Annotated in this window: 16 protein-coding genes; 7 read left to right on the top strand and 9 right to left on the bottom strand. The window is 37.8% G+C overall.

Going from position 1 to position 17,604, the window contains the following annotated elements; all coding sequences use genetic code 11:
- Positions 1–493: 493 nt before the first annotated feature.
- The 4 genes from VIG73_RS10750 to VIG73_RS10735 all read right to left on the bottom strand — a co-directional run bounded on the left by VIG73_RS10750 (position 494) and on the right by VIG73_RS10735 (position 4,653).
- Positions 494–1,174 carry a phosphoribosylaminoimidazolesuccinocarboxamide synthase gene (locus VIG73_RS10750; protein ID WP_331641798.1) on the bottom strand — a complete coding sequence of 227 codons (681 nt, stop codon included), beginning with the start codon at positions 1,172–1,174 and terminating at the stop codon, positions 494–496.
- Between the two features lie 470 nt (positions 1,175–1,644).
- On the bottom strand, positions 1,645–3,150 hold the full coding sequence (locus VIG73_RS10745; protein WP_331641796.1) for an acetyl-CoA hydrolase/transferase family protein: 1,506 nt from the start codon (positions 3,148–3,150) through the stop codon (positions 1,645–1,647).
- 178 nt (positions 3,151–3,328) lie between these two features.
- Positions 3,329–3,970: a LytTR family DNA-binding domain-containing protein gene (locus VIG73_RS10740; protein WP_331641794.1), complete on the bottom strand. Its 642-nt coding sequence runs from the start codon at positions 3,968–3,970 to the stop codon at positions 3,329–3,331.
- A gap of 212 nt (positions 3,971–4,182) precedes the next feature.
- A complete protein-coding gene (locus VIG73_RS10735) occupies positions 4,183–4,653 on the bottom strand; it encodes a PaaI family thioesterase (RefSeq protein ID WP_331641792.1) in 471 nt (156 codons plus the stop codon).
- A 133-nt stretch (positions 4,654–4,786) separates the two neighbouring features.
- Here VIG73_RS10735 and htpX point away from each other — a divergent pair, with 133 nt between their 5' ends.
- The 4 genes from htpX to VIG73_RS10715 all read left to right on the top strand — a co-directional run bounded on the left by htpX (position 4,787) and on the right by VIG73_RS10715 (position 8,197).
- Positions 4,787–5,659, top strand: coding sequence for a protease HtpX (gene htpX, locus VIG73_RS10730; RefSeq protein ID WP_331641790.1), 873 nt, complete (start codon positions 4,787–4,789; stop codon positions 5,657–5,659).
- Positions 5,660–5,837: 178 nt separating this feature from the next.
- Positions 5,838–6,899 carry an NAD(P)/FAD-dependent oxidoreductase gene (locus VIG73_RS10725; protein ID WP_331641788.1) on the top strand — a complete coding sequence of 354 codons (1,062 nt, stop codon included), beginning with the start codon at positions 5,838–5,840 and terminating at the stop codon, positions 6,897–6,899.
- A 145-nt stretch (positions 6,900–7,044) separates the two neighbouring features.
- Positions 7,045–7,605, top strand: coding sequence for a sigma-70 family RNA polymerase sigma factor (locus VIG73_RS10720; RefSeq protein ID WP_331641786.1), 561 nt, complete (start codon positions 7,045–7,047; stop codon positions 7,603–7,605).
- The gene (locus VIG73_RS10715; protein ID WP_331641784.1) at positions 7,598–8,197 is read left to right on the top strand and encodes a hypothetical protein; all 600 of its coding nucleotides are present in this window, start codon (positions 7,598–7,600) and stop codon (positions 8,195–8,197) included. Before VIG73_RS10720 ends, VIG73_RS10715 begins: the two co-directional genes overlap by 8 nt.
- 51 nt (positions 8,198–8,248) lie before the next feature.
- Here VIG73_RS10715 and VIG73_RS10710 read toward each other — a convergent pair whose 3' ends face one another.
- Positions 8,249–8,452, bottom strand: a complete 204-nt coding sequence (locus VIG73_RS10710) for a CDGSH iron-sulfur domain-containing protein (RefSeq protein WP_331641782.1) — start codon at positions 8,450–8,452, stop codon at positions 8,249–8,251.
- A 209-nt stretch (positions 8,453–8,661) separates the two neighbouring features.
- Here VIG73_RS10710 and VIG73_RS10705 point away from each other — a divergent pair, with 209 nt between their 5' ends.
- On the top strand, positions 8,662–9,207 hold the full coding sequence (locus VIG73_RS10705) for a 5' nucleotidase, NT5C type (RefSeq protein ID WP_331641780.1): 546 nt from the start codon (positions 8,662–8,664) through the stop codon (positions 9,205–9,207).
- 48 nt (positions 9,208–9,255) lie between these two features.
- Here the strand turns inward: VIG73_RS10705 and csaA are convergent, their stop codons facing one another.
- Genes csaA through VIG73_RS10685 form a run of 4 tightly spaced genes read right to left on the bottom strand, consistent with a single transcriptional unit; the run spans position 9,256 to position 12,984 of the window.
- Positions 9,256–9,585, bottom strand: a complete 330-nt coding sequence (csaA, locus tag VIG73_RS10700; protein WP_331641778.1) for a chaperone CsaA — start codon at positions 9,583–9,585, stop codon at positions 9,256–9,258.
- A gap of 46 nt (positions 9,586–9,631) precedes the next feature.
- Positions 9,632–11,068 carry a HAMP domain-containing sensor histidine kinase gene (locus tag VIG73_RS10695; protein WP_331641776.1) on the bottom strand — a complete coding sequence of 479 codons (1,437 nt, stop codon included), beginning with the start codon at positions 11,066–11,068 and terminating at the stop codon, positions 9,632–9,634.
- Positions 11,056–11,727, bottom strand: coding sequence for a response regulator transcription factor (locus VIG73_RS10690; RefSeq protein ID WP_331641774.1), 672 nt, complete (start codon positions 11,725–11,727; stop codon positions 11,056–11,058). The genes VIG73_RS10695 and VIG73_RS10690 overlap by 13 nt, the downstream gene beginning before the upstream one ends.
- 21 nt (positions 11,728–11,748) lie before the next feature.
- Positions 11,749–12,984: a hypothetical protein gene (locus VIG73_RS10685; RefSeq protein ID WP_331641772.1), complete on the bottom strand. Its 1,236-nt coding sequence runs from the start codon at positions 12,982–12,984 to the stop codon at positions 11,749–11,751.
- A gap of 228 nt (positions 12,985–13,212) precedes the next feature.
- Between VIG73_RS10685 and VIG73_RS10680 the strand changes: the two genes are divergently transcribed.
- Together VIG73_RS10680 and VIG73_RS10675 are read left to right on the top strand one after the other, a co-directional pair.
- A complete protein-coding gene (locus VIG73_RS10680) occupies positions 13,213–14,169 on the top strand; it encodes a polysaccharide deacetylase family protein (protein WP_414648401.1) in 957 nt (318 codons plus the stop codon).
- A gap of 412 nt (positions 14,170–14,581) precedes the next feature.
- Positions 14,582–16,423, top strand: coding sequence for an FMN-binding glutamate synthase family protein (locus VIG73_RS10675; protein WP_331641768.1), 1,842 nt, complete (start codon positions 14,582–14,584; stop codon positions 16,421–16,423).
- Positions 16,424–17,604: the final 1,181 nt, after the last annotated feature.

Below are 17,604 nucleotides of genomic sequence, written 5' to 3'. Positions count from 1 at the left end.
CCCTTCCATCGAATGCCAAGATTCGAACACGACATCAATGGCAAGCAGCAAAGCTGTGGCTGATTGAAACTCACAATAAAAATAGTGGTTAAAACATTGTCTGGGAAAAATCGAATTTACACATAAATATGGACTTGACTTCTCACGGATGAAAAACACAACGAGACGACGCATTGAAGCTCCAATACAGCCTCTCGGGGATAAAAAACACAACGAGACAACGCATTGAAGCTCCAATACAGCCTCTCACGGATGAAAAACACAACGAGACAACGCATTGAAGCTCCAATACAGCCTCTCGCGATAAATATACACAATGAGACAACGCATTGAAGCGGCAATGCGGCCTCTCGAGGAGAATACGCACGACGAGACGACGCATTGAAGCGTCAATGCAGCCTCTCGGGGATGAAAAAAACAACGAGACTGCGCATTGAACATAAAAACAAGCGGAGAAGTCTATTCTCCACTTGTTTTTTTCAGACAACCATACTTAATCTAACATCAACTTTGTTAATGCGATTGGTTCAATATATTCGTCATCTTTATAAGCACGTAAATTACCACCAGAAATTTCATCGATTAAAATGATTTCACCAGTGCTGTTTCGACCGAATTCAAACTTAATATCGTATAGGTCGACTCCCTTTTTAGCAAGCTCTGCTTTAACCAATTGGGAGATTTTTCGGGTCATGTCTTTTAGCGTTTCATATTCATCGCTTGATAAAATACCGAGCATATGAAGGGCATCTTTACTAATCGGTGGGTCTCCGCGTTCATCATCTTTTAGCGTCACTTCGACAAAAGCATCTAGAGCCTGTCCTTCTTCAGCATACTTGCCATAACGACGTAAGAAACTACCCACGGCCCGGTAACGACAAATCACTTCCAAGCCCTCTCCGAATGGTTTAGCAGGAATAACTGTCATCGTTTGCTCCTCAATGTCCGATGAAATGTAATGTGTCGGAATGTTTTCCTGTTTTAATAACTTAAAAAAGAAAGTCGTCAGCCTTAGTGCTGCCCTTCCTGCACCTTCCATTGTCAACCCGACCGTGTTGGCACCCGGATCGAATTTTCCATCTTCACCAGTCACATCATCTTTAAATTTAAGCAAATAGTTTCCGCCATTTAAACGATATACATCTTTCGTTTTACCCGTGTATACTAATTCCATTGTCGATTCCTCTTTCAGCAAAATAGTATATGTCTATTATGTCATACTCCTTTTATGCTGTAAACGAACCATATCGTTAAATTTACATAAAGTTAACCTAGGTTACACACTGATTTAACAGTTATATTGTACAGTATAAGTAAGATAAATAATGTCACATGATTTGGAGGTAATCAGATGAAGTTCCCCTTGAAAGTCATCACATGTCTCTCGGTGATATTATTTTATCTATAAAAAAGTGCCCACCCCCACTACTTAAAGCCGATGCCCTCCCCTATGGTTCGGCTTTATTACTTTGGAAAATTATAATGAAGCGTGATAAAAATCTTTCCCTCTAAAATACAAAACAAACTGACTCTCCTCCCCCAAGGAAAGTCAGCTTGTTTTTTTCGTGCGTCTATATAAACCTACAATGAGCTTGTGTCTTCGTCCCCGATACAGTCTTATCTTTTTTCTGTAAATAATTGTCATTAAACGTGGACTAATTCACGCATCGTACCATTTTTTATCAAATTATCATGCCATGAAAAAGCTTTTTCTAAAACGTGCGGTGTGTGGCCACCTCGTTTTAATGCTTCTTCATAGTATTCGCGCATTTTCTCGCGATACATCGGATGCACACAGTTTTCAATAATTAATGGTGCGCGCTCTCTTGGTGCAAGTCCACGTAAATCTGCATAACCTTGTTCAGTTATGACAACATCAACATCATGTTCAGTGTGATCAACATGCGATACGAAAGGTACGACACTGGATATTTCACCATTTTTTGCGGTTGATTTCGTTACGAAAATGGCTAGGCGTGCATTTCGTGCAAAATCACCTGAACCACCAATACCATTCATCATTTTCGTTCCCGTTACATGTGTTGAGTTCACATTGCCATAAATATCAAATTCTAATGCCGTGTTAATTGAAATCGTACCGAGTCGGCGAATAATCTCCGGATGGTTAGATATTTCTTGTGGACGCATAATTAATTTATTTCTATATTTATCAAAGTTGCCATAAACTTGCTTCATTTTTTCCTCTGAAATCGCAAATGAACAACAGGACGCACTTTTTACCTTTCCAGCGTCAATCAAATCAAAAATGGCATCTTGTAATACTTCTGAATATACATCTAAACCTTCAAATTCGGACTGGAGCATCCCGTGTAAGACAGCATTAGCGACAGAACCAATCCCTGCCTGAATCGGAGCTAGCTTTTCTGTCAATCGACCAGCCGCAATTTCTTTCCGTAAAAACTCAAGTAAATGATTTGCCATTGTCTGTGTTTCTTCATCAGGTGGTACAATATCTGACGGATCATCAAGCTTGTCCGTAAAAACGATGCCTTTTATTTTATTTAAATCAACTTTAATGCCAACTTGACCGATTCGATCATTTGGTTTCGTTAGTGGAATCGGGGTACGATCTCCTTGTGGCCCTGGACTGTATAAATCATGAACCCCTTCAAGGTTTTCTGGCCATGCTGTGTTTAACTCAATAATAATGTTTTCAGCATGTTCCGCAAATAAAAGAGAGTTACCAACAGAGGACGAAAGAATGATTTCACCGTCTTCAGTTATGGAAATCGCTTCCAAAATAGCATAGTCGATAGGCATCACATCAGCGCGTACAAGTTCTGCTGTATGAGATAAATGTTGATCGACAAAATTTATTTCCCCTTCATTAATAGCTTTACGCATCGTGCGATCGACTTGGAATGGCAAACGCCTGTTAACGATACCCGCTTCAGTAAACAGCTTATCTATATCTGAACCTAAAGACGCCCCAGTGTATACATTGACTTTAAATGATTCATTTCTAGCTCGTTCTACTAAGGCATATGGAACCGCTTTAACTTCACCTGCACGTGTAAAACCACTTAAGCCTAATGTCATACCATCTTTAATCCAGCTCGCTGCTTCTTCTTTAGAGACGATGCGATCATGTAAAGCCTTGACTCTTATGCGATTAATCCTTTCCCCCATTTTAATCATCCCTCTTCTTACTGTAATATACTCCATCTTCATTGTAGCTTACTAAAAGTACGTTTTGGAGAAACGTGTCGAAGCGACAAATTTAGCGCCTTAGACATATTATTTGTTGGTTGAAGCAGAAAATACTCGTTTAAATAAGTTGTAAAAGGTAGGATTTTAACAATATAAGTTAAAATCCTAATAATTTTCTAAAATAACTAGAGTAATTCTGACTAACCGGAATACGAGCGCCATTCGTCAATTCAAGAACAAATGTTGAGTGGGAATCTGGAAAAATATCTTTAATTTGATGAACATTTACAATGAAAGATCGGTGACATCGGACAAACAATTCTCGCGGAAGAGCATATTCGAATTCCTGCAACGTGTTTTTATGTGTTCCGGTCACTTCTTGTGTATAAACATGTGTTTTTCGATTCTTTACTTCGATATAAATCACATCTTCAAACGGTATCGGCTTCCATCCGTCAGCCGTTCTAACTGTAACAACAGATTTTCCCTCTGTCATGGCTGGATAGATCGCGAGGACCGTTCCTTTTAAGCTCTCTTTTTCATAATAAGGGACAGCCATTCCGTGATAAGGGACACCAAATAACTCTCGATCCATGAACTCGGATACCTTCTGTTTTTTCTCTAGTGCTTTATAGGCGATGGTACCTTCCACGATCGGGTCTCCTGGGCGAATTTTTAAATCAATTCGTTTGCTCGGTCGAAAATAGATATATTCCTTCTTATTTGTAATAGCAATCGAAATTTCATCTGAAAACAATTCACCGATAACATCTAATAAAGAATCAAAACTGATATCCATTTCATTACTCCTCCCAAAGACAATTGCACGGCTTCATACGAAACATTTACCTACTTTCATGATAATATATTGTCTCTTCAAGTGCTACCTTTCACATTAAAGTTCACCATTTTTTCGACATTTTTCTACTTAAATTTTTGGATTAGATAATAAAAAAATGGAATATATCACAAAAAAATCACGCCATATTAAAAATACGGCGTGTGATTTCCCTATTTGTTAAATGTATCGGGCATCATAACAGCAATAACTTCACCTTCTACACAGCAAACATCTTCAGCATAAACGTGTGTCATGACTTTAAACTTCTTCGGATGAATTTCCTCTACCATGCCGACTGCTTTTAATGGAACGCCCTCAGGAGTTGGAGCGAGAAAGTTCACTGTGAGTGATCCTGTGACAAGACGTGGAGCATCTACACCATCACCAGGCTCGTGACCATTTTTACGATGAACGTATAAAGCAGCTGAGCCCGTCCCATGACAGTCTACCAATGACGCAATTAATCCACCATAAATAAAACCTGGAATTGCTTTATGTTCTGCTCTTGGAGTGTACCATGTTACGGTTTTATCCCCACTCCATCCAGTTCTTAAATGTAAGCCAGCTTCATTTAACCGACCACATCCATAACACCACGCATAGTCTTCCGCATAATCATCTTGTATCGCATGTTTAATCATAACTTCTCCCCCTTTGTTATTCTGATTTTAGAATAGCATGAAAGCGCTAACTTTTGAATAAAATTAACAGTTGTATTATTGATTGGTTACCCATATAATATAAACAACTGATTAATGTAACAGGGGGAGTAGCATGGGAAAGCGTATTTTTTATTTTTTATTAACTAACATCTTAGTATTGCTCACCATTAGTATCGTGTTTTCATTTGTCGGCGGGTATATTCGTGATGGACAAATTGATTATGGATCACTACTTATTATTAGTGCAACGATTGGGTTTTCTGGTTCTTTTATTTCATTATGGATGTCACGTTGGATGGCCAAGCGTGTTATGGGTGTTCGTGTTCTAGACCCGAATGGCCCACTCTCAGCCGAGGAGGAAATGGTCGTTGAGAAGGTACATCTTTTAGCACGTGCTGCAGGCATGATGCATATGCCTGAGGTTGGCATCTATGAATCTGATGAAGTCAATGCTTTTGCAACGGGGCCTTCTAAAAAACGTTCATTAGTTGCTGTTTCACGTGGATTATTAATTGAAATGGATGATGATGCCATTGAAGGAGTCATCGCTCACGAGGTGGCCCATATAGCTAATGGTGACATGGTAACGATGACCTTATTACAAGGTGTTGTGAACACATTTGTCGTTTTCTTAGCGCGAATTGTAGCGTTTCTTGTATCACAAGTTGTAAGAGACGATTTAGCACCAATTGTTCATTTTATCGCCATCATCGTCTTCCAACTCCTATTCTCAGCCCTAGGTAGCCTAGTTGTATTTGCTTACTCTAGACATCGCGAATTCCATGCAGATAAAGGTGGCGCCGATTTAGCAGGAACTGAGAAAATGAAACATGCTTTACAAATGCTAAAGAACTATGTTGAACGCGTACAAACGGAAGACCAATCAGCTGTTGCGACATTAAAAATTAGCGGTAAAAGAAAATCAGCACTATTTTCTACACATCCGAATTTAGATGAGCGTATTGAGCGACTAAGTTCTTATTAATAAACGAAAGAAGATCTCTAAAAAGAATTAGGGGTCTTCTTTTTTACCTTAATTTGAGTATCCACCATGCCAACTATCTTTTCCTAGTCAGCGATACATTTTTTTGATAATCTATAAGAAGGGATGATGTGAAATTTTTAACAAACTTTTCTCATAACAGGGGTAGGGGGTTAAAATCATGCAAAACATAGTTATTCTAGGCGGGGGTTACGGTGGTTTAAAAGTTGCCCTAGGCTTAAATAACGCTAACCTTCCAGATGATGTGCAAATTATTTTAGTCGATAAAAATCCGTATCATTCTTTAAAAACGGAATTTTATACCATCGCCGGAGGAACAGCAGCTGACCGCGATGTTCGTTTAGACTTTCCACAAAGTGATCGCATTCAGTATGTGTTTGGGACGGTTAGCAAAATCGATATTGAGAACGAACAGATTTTTTTCAGTGATTCTAGTCGTGTTGTTGAATATGATAAACTTGTCATCGGACTTGGTTGTGAAGATATTTATCACGATGTACCTGGAGCAGCTGAATATACGAATAGTGTTCAATCTTTCTCCAAAGCACGAAAGACAGGTACTGCTGTTGGTAACTTACCAGCATACAGAAAAGTAACTGTCGTCGGAGCTGGGTTAAGTGGAATCGAAGTCGCTTCAGAAATAAGAGAAAGCCGGGCTGATTTAAACATTCGCCTTCTAGACCGAGGTGCATCTGTCTTAAAAGCATTTGATCCGAAAGTCCAAGCTCACGTCCATGACTGGTTTATAAAAAATGGCGTCGAAGTGATTCATCATTCAAATGTCGAATATGTCGAAAAAGACGGTGTTTGTAATAATGGTGTTTGTTTTGTCAATGATGTCACCATTTGGACAGCGGGTGTACAACCACATCACCTAGTCCGTGAACTTCCTTTTGGAAAGGACCGCTACGATAAAGTTGTTGTTAATGAGTTTTTCCAAGTGCCTGAACAACCGAATGTCTATGTTGTCGGTGATAATGCTTCTTCAGACTTTTCACCAAGTGCACAACTAGCTGGTTTACAAGGTGAACGAATTGCTGATATCTTGGCTGATATTCTAAATGGAAGAGAACCGAAAAAGCCGAAAGATATTAAACTTCGTGGCACACTTGGATCCCTAGGAAGAAGCGATGGATTCGGAAGTATGTTTCAACAGCCACTTACAGGATTATTCCCTCGTTGGGTTAAATCTGGTATTTTATGGCTTAGTAAACGACATTAAATTTAATATTTGAAATAATAAATGGTGTCTTTTTAAGGAATCTGGCATAAACCGTCTCCGATTAAGAACACCATTTTATTTTTGCAACAAAGAATTCGAATCTTTCGTCATATACAAGGGAGCGTTTTCGGATGGGGGCGAGATTATGGGTCAATCACTTCATGAAACAGATATATTGCAAATAGAAGACAGGGTTCAACAAATTGAACAAATCATGAATATGTATGGTCATGACATAAAGCGACTTGTCTATACTTATATGAAAAATGAGGCCGATACCGATGAAGTGACCCAGGACGTGTTTTTGACCGTATATGAAAAATTATCAACATTTAAAGGTGAGGCCTCACTTCGCAGTTGGATCTATTCGATTGCCATCAACAAGTGTAAAGACCATCTCAGAAGTTGGCAAGTCCGAAATCAACGGCTCAAAGAACGTTTAAAACAATTAACATTATCGACAGAAACACTGTCTCCCGAACAACAACTTTTAAAGCAGAATGAAATAGATCATCTCGTCACAATCATCATGATGCTTCCTGTTAAATATCGGGAAATACTCATTTTATATTATTTTCAAGAATTTACGACTGATGAAATAAGCAATATGTTAAAATTAAATCCATCAACCGTTAGATCGCGATTGAGCCGTGGGCGTAAACGACTAAAACAACTCTTTATCGAAAGAGGTGTTCTTAATGGATGATAAAATTAAACAAGCGAAAGAACAATTTTACAATTTACCGATTGCCCTTACTGAAAAAGATAAACATAAAGTGTTAAATCGTATTCAAACGCCAAAGACAAAGCATCGTTTCAGATTTAAGTTAGCCATTGTCGCAAGTATGGTGGTTATCTTCCTCGCTTGTCTCGTTACTCTAAATATGATAAAACAAACGGAAGAAAACGATTTACAGTTAAGTTATACGTTAGAAAGTGCAGAAAGGCATGATGAACTCTTAGAAGTTTTTAACCGTGAAACAATTGATATCGGTATGTCATTCGATCACTTCACCGTAACACATGTAAATAAGCATGAAAACGAACTTATTATTACGATGCGTGGGCAAGTAACAATCGAAGGTCAGATGGAGATGAAAGGTGAGGTTGTTCAGTGGCTAGCGAAAGAACAGGTGATACCGCTTGCTGAAGAAAATCGAAACCAACCACCGCCCATGTATATTAAAAACACTGAACAAATAACATCCATTCAAGAACTCAAACATATTACGATTACACAAATTGACTATAAATTTATTGATGATAAGTGGGAAATCTGGCTAACGATTGAAAAATAGAAAAGGCACGGATAAAGGAGATCAATCTTCTTTATCCGTGCCTTTCGCTTCCTATTTAGCACGTGGTGCACTTTCAAATCCTTCTTTTTTGTGGCTCCCATCACAAAATGGCTTGTTTTGTGAATGACCACAACGACAAAGTGAGAATGCTTTCTTTGTTTCAAATACATTCCCTTCTTTATCAACAAGTTCAACATCACCTGTTACAAGTAGTGAGCCATTGTCATTGACTTTAATCGTTACTTTTTCACTCATTCATATCCCCTCTTTCATATGTATATATATGTATTATAGTACACTTATTCATCATTTAAAAAATTCTTGTTTTAGATATATTGTTTTTCCCTATAATAATAGTTCCTAACTGCATAATAGATGAATCTATGTTAGAAGATGTTTATAATGAGTAAGAAGCAGTTATATTTTCATAGTTTTTTTTAATATAGACGAGAGGATGCATATGATTGAAAAAAACAATTGCCCTTGATATGGACCAAGTGTTAGCCGATTTAGTTCAGGAAAAGCTTGATCGTTTTAATAAAAAATATGATAAGCAACTAACAAAAAAAGATATGGTTGGATATACTTTAGTAGAAAAATTCCCCGAGTTAAAAGATGAAATCTATCAAATGGTTGATACGTATGACTTCTTTAGACATTTGCCTGTTATTGAGCACAGTCAAGACGTCGTTAAAGAACTTAGTGAACACTATGAAATCTTTATTGCGACAGCAGCAATGTTCGCACCTGAATCATTTCAAGCAAAATTTGAATGGTTAAGAGAACATTTTCCTTTTATCCCACCACACAACTTTATTTTCTGCGGTGTGAAAAGCATTGTCCATACTGATTATTTAATTGATGATAGTTTAGATCAACTTGAAATATTTAAAGGACAAGGCATTATGTTTTCTGCACCACATAATCGTTATGAAGACTTTGATGTAAAATTAGATGATTGGCTTCATGTACGGGATTACTTTATGACTGCACTGACAACGGAAAAATAATTAAATATAATAGAGGCAGTGCTACACACTGCCTCTTTCCGTTTTCTATTATGAAATACGTGTCCCGTTTTCTACATGTTCATCTGGTGATAATAAGATGACATCACCTTCATTAGGAACTGCCCCTAATACTAAGACATCCGAACGATACCCTGCAATACGCATCGGTGGAAAATTAACGACAGCAATGACTTGTTTCCCAACCATATCCTCAGATGTGTAACGCTTCGTAATTTGTGCAGATGACTGTTTCTCACCTAGTTCTCCAAAATCAATAACCATTTTAATCGCTGGTACTCTCGCTTCTGGGAAAGGTTCTGCAGATAAAACCGTGCCTACGCGTATATCCAATGCTTTAAAATCTTCGAAACTTGCCATTAGATTACCTCCAAGCCCAAATGTTTCCATCTATTGTATATGATGACTAGACGGAGTGCAAATCGCCTTGTGTTCTGTCATAAGGAAGCGAAATCGTAACAGTTGTTCCTTCATCTTGTTGACTGTCAATTTGAAATTCTCCATGGTGAAGTTCAATAATATCCTTACATATTGACAACCCTAGACCTGTTCCTGATGTATTTGGATTCCCCTTATAGAAGGGGGTTGTCACTTGTTGTAGAACTTCTTCCGTCATTCCCTCTCCTTCATCTTTAATAGAGAATATAAACCTTCCGCCATCCACCCAAGCATTTAATTCAATGACATCGCCGGATTGACTATGTTTAATCGCATTATCAATCACATTAATAAAGACTTGTTTCATACGATTGCGATCCGCATATATGGATACATCTTGGCTTGAGTGGATGAGGATTTCAATTCCTTTCTTTTTACCTAATTTATCAAATTGCATCATAACATCTTCTAAAAACGTTGACACTTGAAATGTCGTTGGATTTAAAGTAAAGGATTGATTATTCATGCTTGAAAAATCAAGTAAATTTTCTACCATATCTGCTAAGCGAGAAGCTTCTTCAGATATAACATGCAAACCTTGACTTACTTCTTTTTGGTCTTTTAAGTCCCCTGTTAACAAGGTGTCACTCCAACCTTTAATACTTGTTAATGGTGTTCTTAATTCATGTGAAACCGATGAAATGAATTGATTTTTCATCTTCTCATGTTGTAATAAGGCATGTGACATTTCATTAAATGATTTAGCCAACGTGTCTAATTCTCCGAGATATTTCCCATGAGAAATCATGGCATCATATTCACCTTTACTCAACTGCTTAGAAGCCTTCGTCAATTGTATGAGGGGATTCGTGATTTGTTTGGCGAAAGCAAGACTTAGTAAAGAAGCGACTAAAATGATTCCCAGCCCAATCCCTAATGATAAAAACATCTGCTTATTAAAAAATGAATCAATCCGTTCTAATGACGTCAGATAGCGAAAGTAAACGAGCCGTTCCTCTTCGTTCTCCAACGGAACAATAACAGCCATAACCCGTTCATCGGTCCCTTCATTATTACCTTTCCAAACGATTGGATGATCAATTGATGACTCTTTTAGAAGACGTTGATCGACCGTGTATTCTGGTGAAAATCCTGATGAAGAAGCGAGAATATTCCCGGATGGGGAAACAATTTGCATCTCAGTTCCCTTTAACCGATAATCATTAATCATCTCTGGAATCATATATTGCAAATTAAATGGCGATAACTCAGTTGAACGCATCGCAAAATGGACGGCGTTTTTTGCATGAGATGATAAAATCTCCTCTGTATTACGATAATAGTATTGGTAAAGACCGATAAAAACGACAATTTCAAACAGGAGAACGGCTACCGAAATGACGATGACATGCTGTAACATTAAATAGTGTCGTATGCCTTTTTTATTTCGTGTTACTTTCTCCATTTATAACCGTAACCCCAAACTGTTTCAATATACTTTGGATCTGATGGGTTGTCCTCAACTTTCTGGCGGATTCGTCTGATGTTAACATCAACAATTTTTGGGTCGCCTGGAAAATCTAACCCCCACACTTCGTCTAAAATATCGTTTCGATTAACCGCCTTACCTTTTGCCATATCAAGAATGGAAAGAATCTGATATTCTGTCGGTGACAGTTCAATGGCATTCCCACCCTTTATCAAACAACGTTCAGCCCTATTTAAGCGGATTCCAGTTTGTTTAGGAAACTGATGGGTCCGAATCCGTCGTACGAGCGAATGAACTCTAGCTGTCAATTCATTTAGATTAAATGGTTTGCCGATATAGTCATCTGCACCTTGATTGAGGCCATGGACTTGATCTGATTCCATCGTCTTAGCCGTTAACATAATAATACCGATTGTCTGGTTATGTTTACGAATTTCTTCAGCAACTTGAAAGCCATCTATTCCTGGTAACATAATATCTAATAACACAAGGCTCGTATCTGGATTTTCATCTAAAACTCGCAAACCTTCCTCGCCTGAAGCTGCTTCTAAAACGATAAATCCTTCCCGCTTCAAATGGACAATTACAAAGCCTCGAATATTATCTTCATCTTCTATTACTAATATCTTCTCCATCGACCTCATCCCTCACTCAATCTAATCATGTATAACTTGAAATAAATGTTTATTCTTCTTATTCACCGTCTTAGATAAATAAACATATTGATCGGTTTCTTTTAATAATGTCCAATCATCATTTATACGTTTTATTTCAGAAACATAGACATCAAATAGAACCTGATTGTTTTCTGCATCGATTATCTCAACGTATCTCCAGTCATCTGTCTTATTCACTTTAATATTGTCCCATTCTAACGGGAGAAGAATCTTATAGTTATATGTGTGATTATCAAACGACTTTGAGACAATATCTTGTTCATATGCATCATTTAATTGATAATATACCGTAATATATGGCATTTCAGCATGAGGCAGCTCTTCCTCTGTAACGGGATCTTCTAGAACAGAAAACTCCAATACGCCATCTCCATTCGTATCATCACTTTGAGTCGTGGACGCTTTGATAGTGGGATCCTCATCTAAATTCGGAAAAATATTTCTCATTTTCCCATCTTGAACAGAGATAACAAATGTTTTCCCAGAATGTGCTCCCATTCCTACATCAAGCATCAGTCCCCATTTTGACGGTGAGATGCGTCCACTCTTTAAACTAACATACCCATTTATATACTCATCTAAAGCTAACTGATCGATTATCATTAATCCATTATCTTTTATTTGATACATCGTTACCGTGTTTTCTTTGCCTTTATAAAAGGTAATGAGCATTAGTGCTGGACCATTAGGACCAAAATCGTCCGTTAAGAAATGATTATAAGCTTCCTCTAGCAATCGTTCAGGTTCATTAGAAAATATTTGATAAACGTATAGAATCCGACTACTGTCATGGTCTTTTGCATATCCAGTTCCGATAAATACTTCCTTTTTACCATCACCGGTTAAATCAAAAAACGCCAAATCATGGAGCACTTTTCCTCCACTATCAAATGTAGCAACTTGATTCCACCCATCATTCTCTTTTAAAACGACACCTTTTACGATTCCAGATTTCTTTTTGTAAAATACAACCGCTTCATCTTGACCGTCTCCATCCAAATCTTCCATTATAATCGGATTCGATCTCTTGTCATTTAATGGTGTCAACAATTCCTGAGAATTTGGAACATGTTTATCTATGGCGAGAAGAATCTCTTCTTCTGAATCAGGTAAACTCGGCGGTGACATTAATGACATATTCGTTTCAAACATCGTGCACCCTGTTAAACTGATTAACATGAATAGTAGAAAAAGCCCTCTTCGATATAACTTCATTGTAGTCATTCCTCATACATATTTACCTATATTATACTCGTTCTTACGATATAAATAATAGCAATTAGGTTACAATCTGTTATCATTGTTTTCTCATGTACTTCTCTTTAAACCGACACGTTTCGTAGAATTCGACAATCAATGCTGATTGTCATTTCTTTGTAACACATTTATTAGAAATAAAGTTTACGATAGTTATAGAGTTAATTATTGTGAAACGGTTTAGGAGTGGAGAAGTTGCAGACATCAAGAAAACGACGCAAAAAATTAAACAAAATGGGGAAATTAACGATTGGATTGCTGATCGCCTTAACCATGATTTCGACATTATTTTTAACTGAACACTTCGCTAGTAAAAATGTCGATGCTGAAAAGAAGGAAGCGCAAGTCCAACAGACAGTGAAACAAACAAGCAAATCGGCTAAAAAGACAGAGAAAGACAACGTAGAGGCAGCAATTCAACCCAAGAGCGTTGATCCTAAAAAAGAAGAAACTAAAGTAGATACAGGTAAAACAGAAGAAGTAACTAAGAAAAAAGAAGCCGAAGAAACAAATAAAAGCCAAAAAGCAAAAACACCCCCAGCAAAGGGAAAAGTCGTTTATCTTACATTTGATGACGGTCCAAGCACGACTGCTTCAAGGAAAATCTTAAATCTATTAGACAAGTATGATGCAAAAGCGACCTTCTTTATGCTTGAACCTAATATGAGGAAGAACAAAGACATCGTTATAGAAATGGCAGAAAAAGGACATACCCTCGGTGTTCACGGTGTCACACATGAAGTGTCAAAAATCTATCAATCTCCTAAAAGCTTTGTTGGAGAGATGAATCAAGCTATTTCATATATAGAGGATGTGACCGGTATTCGGACACATTTAGTTCGTGCACCCTATGGGTCACGTCCGTACGTTACATCCGCATTTAAACAAGCAGCTGACAAAGAAGAGTTTATCCTCTGGGATTGGAATATCGATACGGTTGACTGGAAACAGACTGGCGGTGGATTCGTTGATGCTGCAATCCGTCAAACTATGCAACTAGACGGTAAAGAACCACTTGTTGTACTCATGCATGAGAAAGACACAACCGCAGCCCATCTAGAACGACTTCTTAAATATTACAAAGATAACGGCTATGATATGCGTGCGCTTAATGAAAGCATGCAACCCATCCAATTTAAATAACAAGAGGTTGCCCAAAAAGTTTATTTTAAGCTATTGGGCAGCCTTTTTTGTGCTTTTAAATGATAAGTATAGCGCTCTGCTTTTCAGTTTTTTTGAAATACAGTAGATTAATCGGGCAGATTAGCTTTTATCGCGGCCTTATCTCGGGTGAAATTTAAGAATATGAATATCAAGATTTCGGCACTCCTTTTTTGAAAGGGACTTTTTAGAAATCATAACTTTTCCTTCTTTTTACATAATTTATATCCTTTTCTAACAGCTCTACACTTTATTTCACAACATTTTCCCCTTTTTTAAGGATTTCATCAAACTTAGTTGAATTTTAGGGTATTATTCCATATAATTATCACCGGAGATATTTTTAAATACATTCACACGTTTTAACAGTTATTAACTGTGGAAATATTCAGCTATGATACATTACAAAGGGGTGTTTCATCTGTCTATCATCGTTTCGTTTTTAGAGAAGCTTCCATTAATTATCTTTTACGGCCTTATTATTCTTTTAATCTATTTGTTTTTGAAGGATAAGTATCAAAACCAGCACTCTATTTTGAAAACGCATCCCGTTTTAGGAAGGCTGCGTTATATTTTCGAAATGATCGGACCTGAATTTCGGCAGTATTGGTTTTTAAATGATAAGGAAGGACGTCCGGTCGACCGTGATACACAGGAGACTATTGCTAAAGCCGGGAAATATGCTAATACGGTCATTGGATTTGGGTCAAAGAAAAACTTTGATAAAACGGATTTTTACTTATCAAACTCTATGTTCCCATTAAACGTCAATGAATTAGAAGTAGACAATGCCACACCAATTAAAACATATACGTATCGAATTATTAATGAATCTCTGACTAGCCGGAAAGAAAAGCGTAATCAAGTTCAAATCAAACCATGGCATCTGACTGATAAGAACAGTATTGTCATCGGAAAAGATAGAGAACACCCTTTTCGTGTTAAAGGCTTAGTCGGCATTTCAGCGATGAGCTATGGTGCTTTATCGAAAAGTGCTGTTAAAGCACTCGCTCAAGGGGTAGCCATTAGTGGCGGAAGTTTTATGAATACAGGAGAAGGTGGTATTTCACCATATCATTTGTCGAAAGTATACCATCTTGTCGATTCAACTTATGAACCTAGCGACCGGCCAACAAAACGAATTCTTAAATATATTGAAAATAATCCACATGCGTCGAATTTTGAATTGGAGAAGCGCTTTGGAGAAAATGCACCTCATATTGTTAAAGACTTACTTGAAAAAGGGGTCATCGGACAAAGAGGAGCAGACCTTATTTTCCAAGTAGGTTCTGGCCTTTTCGGTGCACGAAAAGACGGAAAATATCATGAAGAAACCTTTTTAGAAAATGCCTTAAGACCAGAAGTGAAAGCGATTGAGATTAAACTAGCTCAAGGTGCAAAGGTCCGTGGTGGTAAACTGCCAAAAGAAAAAATCACACCCGAAATTGCAGAAATTCGTGGTGTTGAAATGGGGAAAGATGTCGAAAGTCCAAACCGTTTCCCACTCTTTTCTGACATGAAGGGATTATTCGAGATGATTACGCACTGGCAAGAGATTACCGGAAAACCTGTTGGTATTAAAGTTGTTGCCGGAGACGACCATTCTTTTGATGAATTAGCGGGCTACATGAAAGAAACGGGTCAGAAACCTGACTTCATCTCAATTGATGGTGCAGAAGGTGGAACAGGAGCAACATACCAAGAGATGGCTGATAGCCTCGGGCTACCGATTTTCTCTGGTATTTTGATTCTCGATCAAACGCTTAGAAAGTACGGTCTACGTGATGAGGTTAAAATCATCGCTTCTGGTATGCTTGCTACAGCAAATAAAATGGCGGTCGCCTTATCACTTGGGGCTGATTTAATCTATATTGCTCGGGCAGCGATGAATACAGTTGGTTGTATTAATGCTGGAAAATGTCATACGAACCTCTGTCCAGTTGGAATTACATCACACTTACCACATTTAGAAGCAGGAGTTGTCGTCGAAGAGAAGAAATTCCGCACTGCGAATTACTTAACGACGATGCGTGAAGGACTGTTTATGCTCGGAGCTTCCTGTGGGATTGCTTCACCTTCAAAATTCAATAAAAAACATGTTGTTTTAAGAACGGCAACAAATGATGTAAAGAAATTTACTGACTTAGTTGAAGAAGATTCGCCACAGCTAGAGCAGGATACGAACGTTGAATATATTGTTAAGCACGAGGAAAAGCGTGAACTCGTGAATAGTTAATGATAAGAGACTAGGACAAAACCCAGAAAAAATTTAATAAGCGCATGAAGTCAAGATTTGTACATTTGATTTCATGCGCTTTTACTTTTTAGAAATAAACATGCTTTATAGTTTTTCTACTTATGTCCTAGCCTCTCTTTTTTACCGGTGTTAAAGCGACGCCATAAAGCGAGCAAAGTAGAAGGGATTCAGTTGATTTACATATCATTGACGGGCTCAATGCGAGGTATCTTGAGCAACTCGCACTGATTTACATAACATTGACGGCTTCAATGTGAGGTATCTCGAGCAACCCGCACCGACTTACATTTCATTGACGGGCTCAATGAGAGGTATCTCGAGCAACCCGCACCGAATTACATAACATTGACGGCTTCAATGTGAGGTATCTCGAGCAACCCGCACTGAATTACATAACATTGACGGCTTAAATGCAAGGTACCTTGAGCAACCAGCACTGACTTACATAACATTGACGGACTCAATGCGGGGTAACTCAAGCAACGAACGCCGACTTACCTATCATTATCCACTCCAACGCGATATTTTAGAAAGAACAAGGGATAAACGTACAAATCAAAAACACCATTGCCGATCATTTCTTAAACAATGGGTCCATATATTTTCATCTACCAATATAAAAGATATAAAGAATGATAAAACGGCTTTAGCTCTCTCTTTAATACGAGCCAAAACCGTTTGCTGTCTACTTAACAGTGGGCAGTTCAGTTTATTTTGTCAAAATCTCTTTGTTTCTAACTACCTATTATCGCTAAACCCGACGCTCTAAGTAGGTTCAATTCATTTTGTCCCTGCCCCTTTTTCAACTCTTCTACTCTTTTACTCAATTTTCCGCTTCACCGCGCGAACCGGACTTGCATCACCATCTTGGATCTTAAGTGGAAGTGTGATTAAGTCATAATTACCTGGTGTAAGATCTACAAGAACATGATGCATCAACGTGGATGCTTGAATGTGTACTCGTTATTAATTTTAATTTACTAATAATCACCTGGTCCGTTTCCGCTTTCGTCAAAGATAAATTGCCGAATTGTGATATGGTTTGTCGAACCTATTGCTTTTATTTCTACCATGACTATTATTAGAATTATAGTGTTTAAACAGGAGAGATTGCTATGAAAAAAGGTAAGTTATTTAACAAAGTGTTTTCCGTCGTCATG

Source organism: Cerasibacillus sp. (assembly GCF_036516575.1).
Classification (GTDB): domain Bacteria; phylum Bacillota; class Bacilli; order Bacillales; family Amphibacillaceae; genus Cerasibacillus.
The sequence above is the reverse complement of the archived record's forward strand: the minus strand, read 5'-3'. Positions and strand labels throughout refer to the sequence as shown.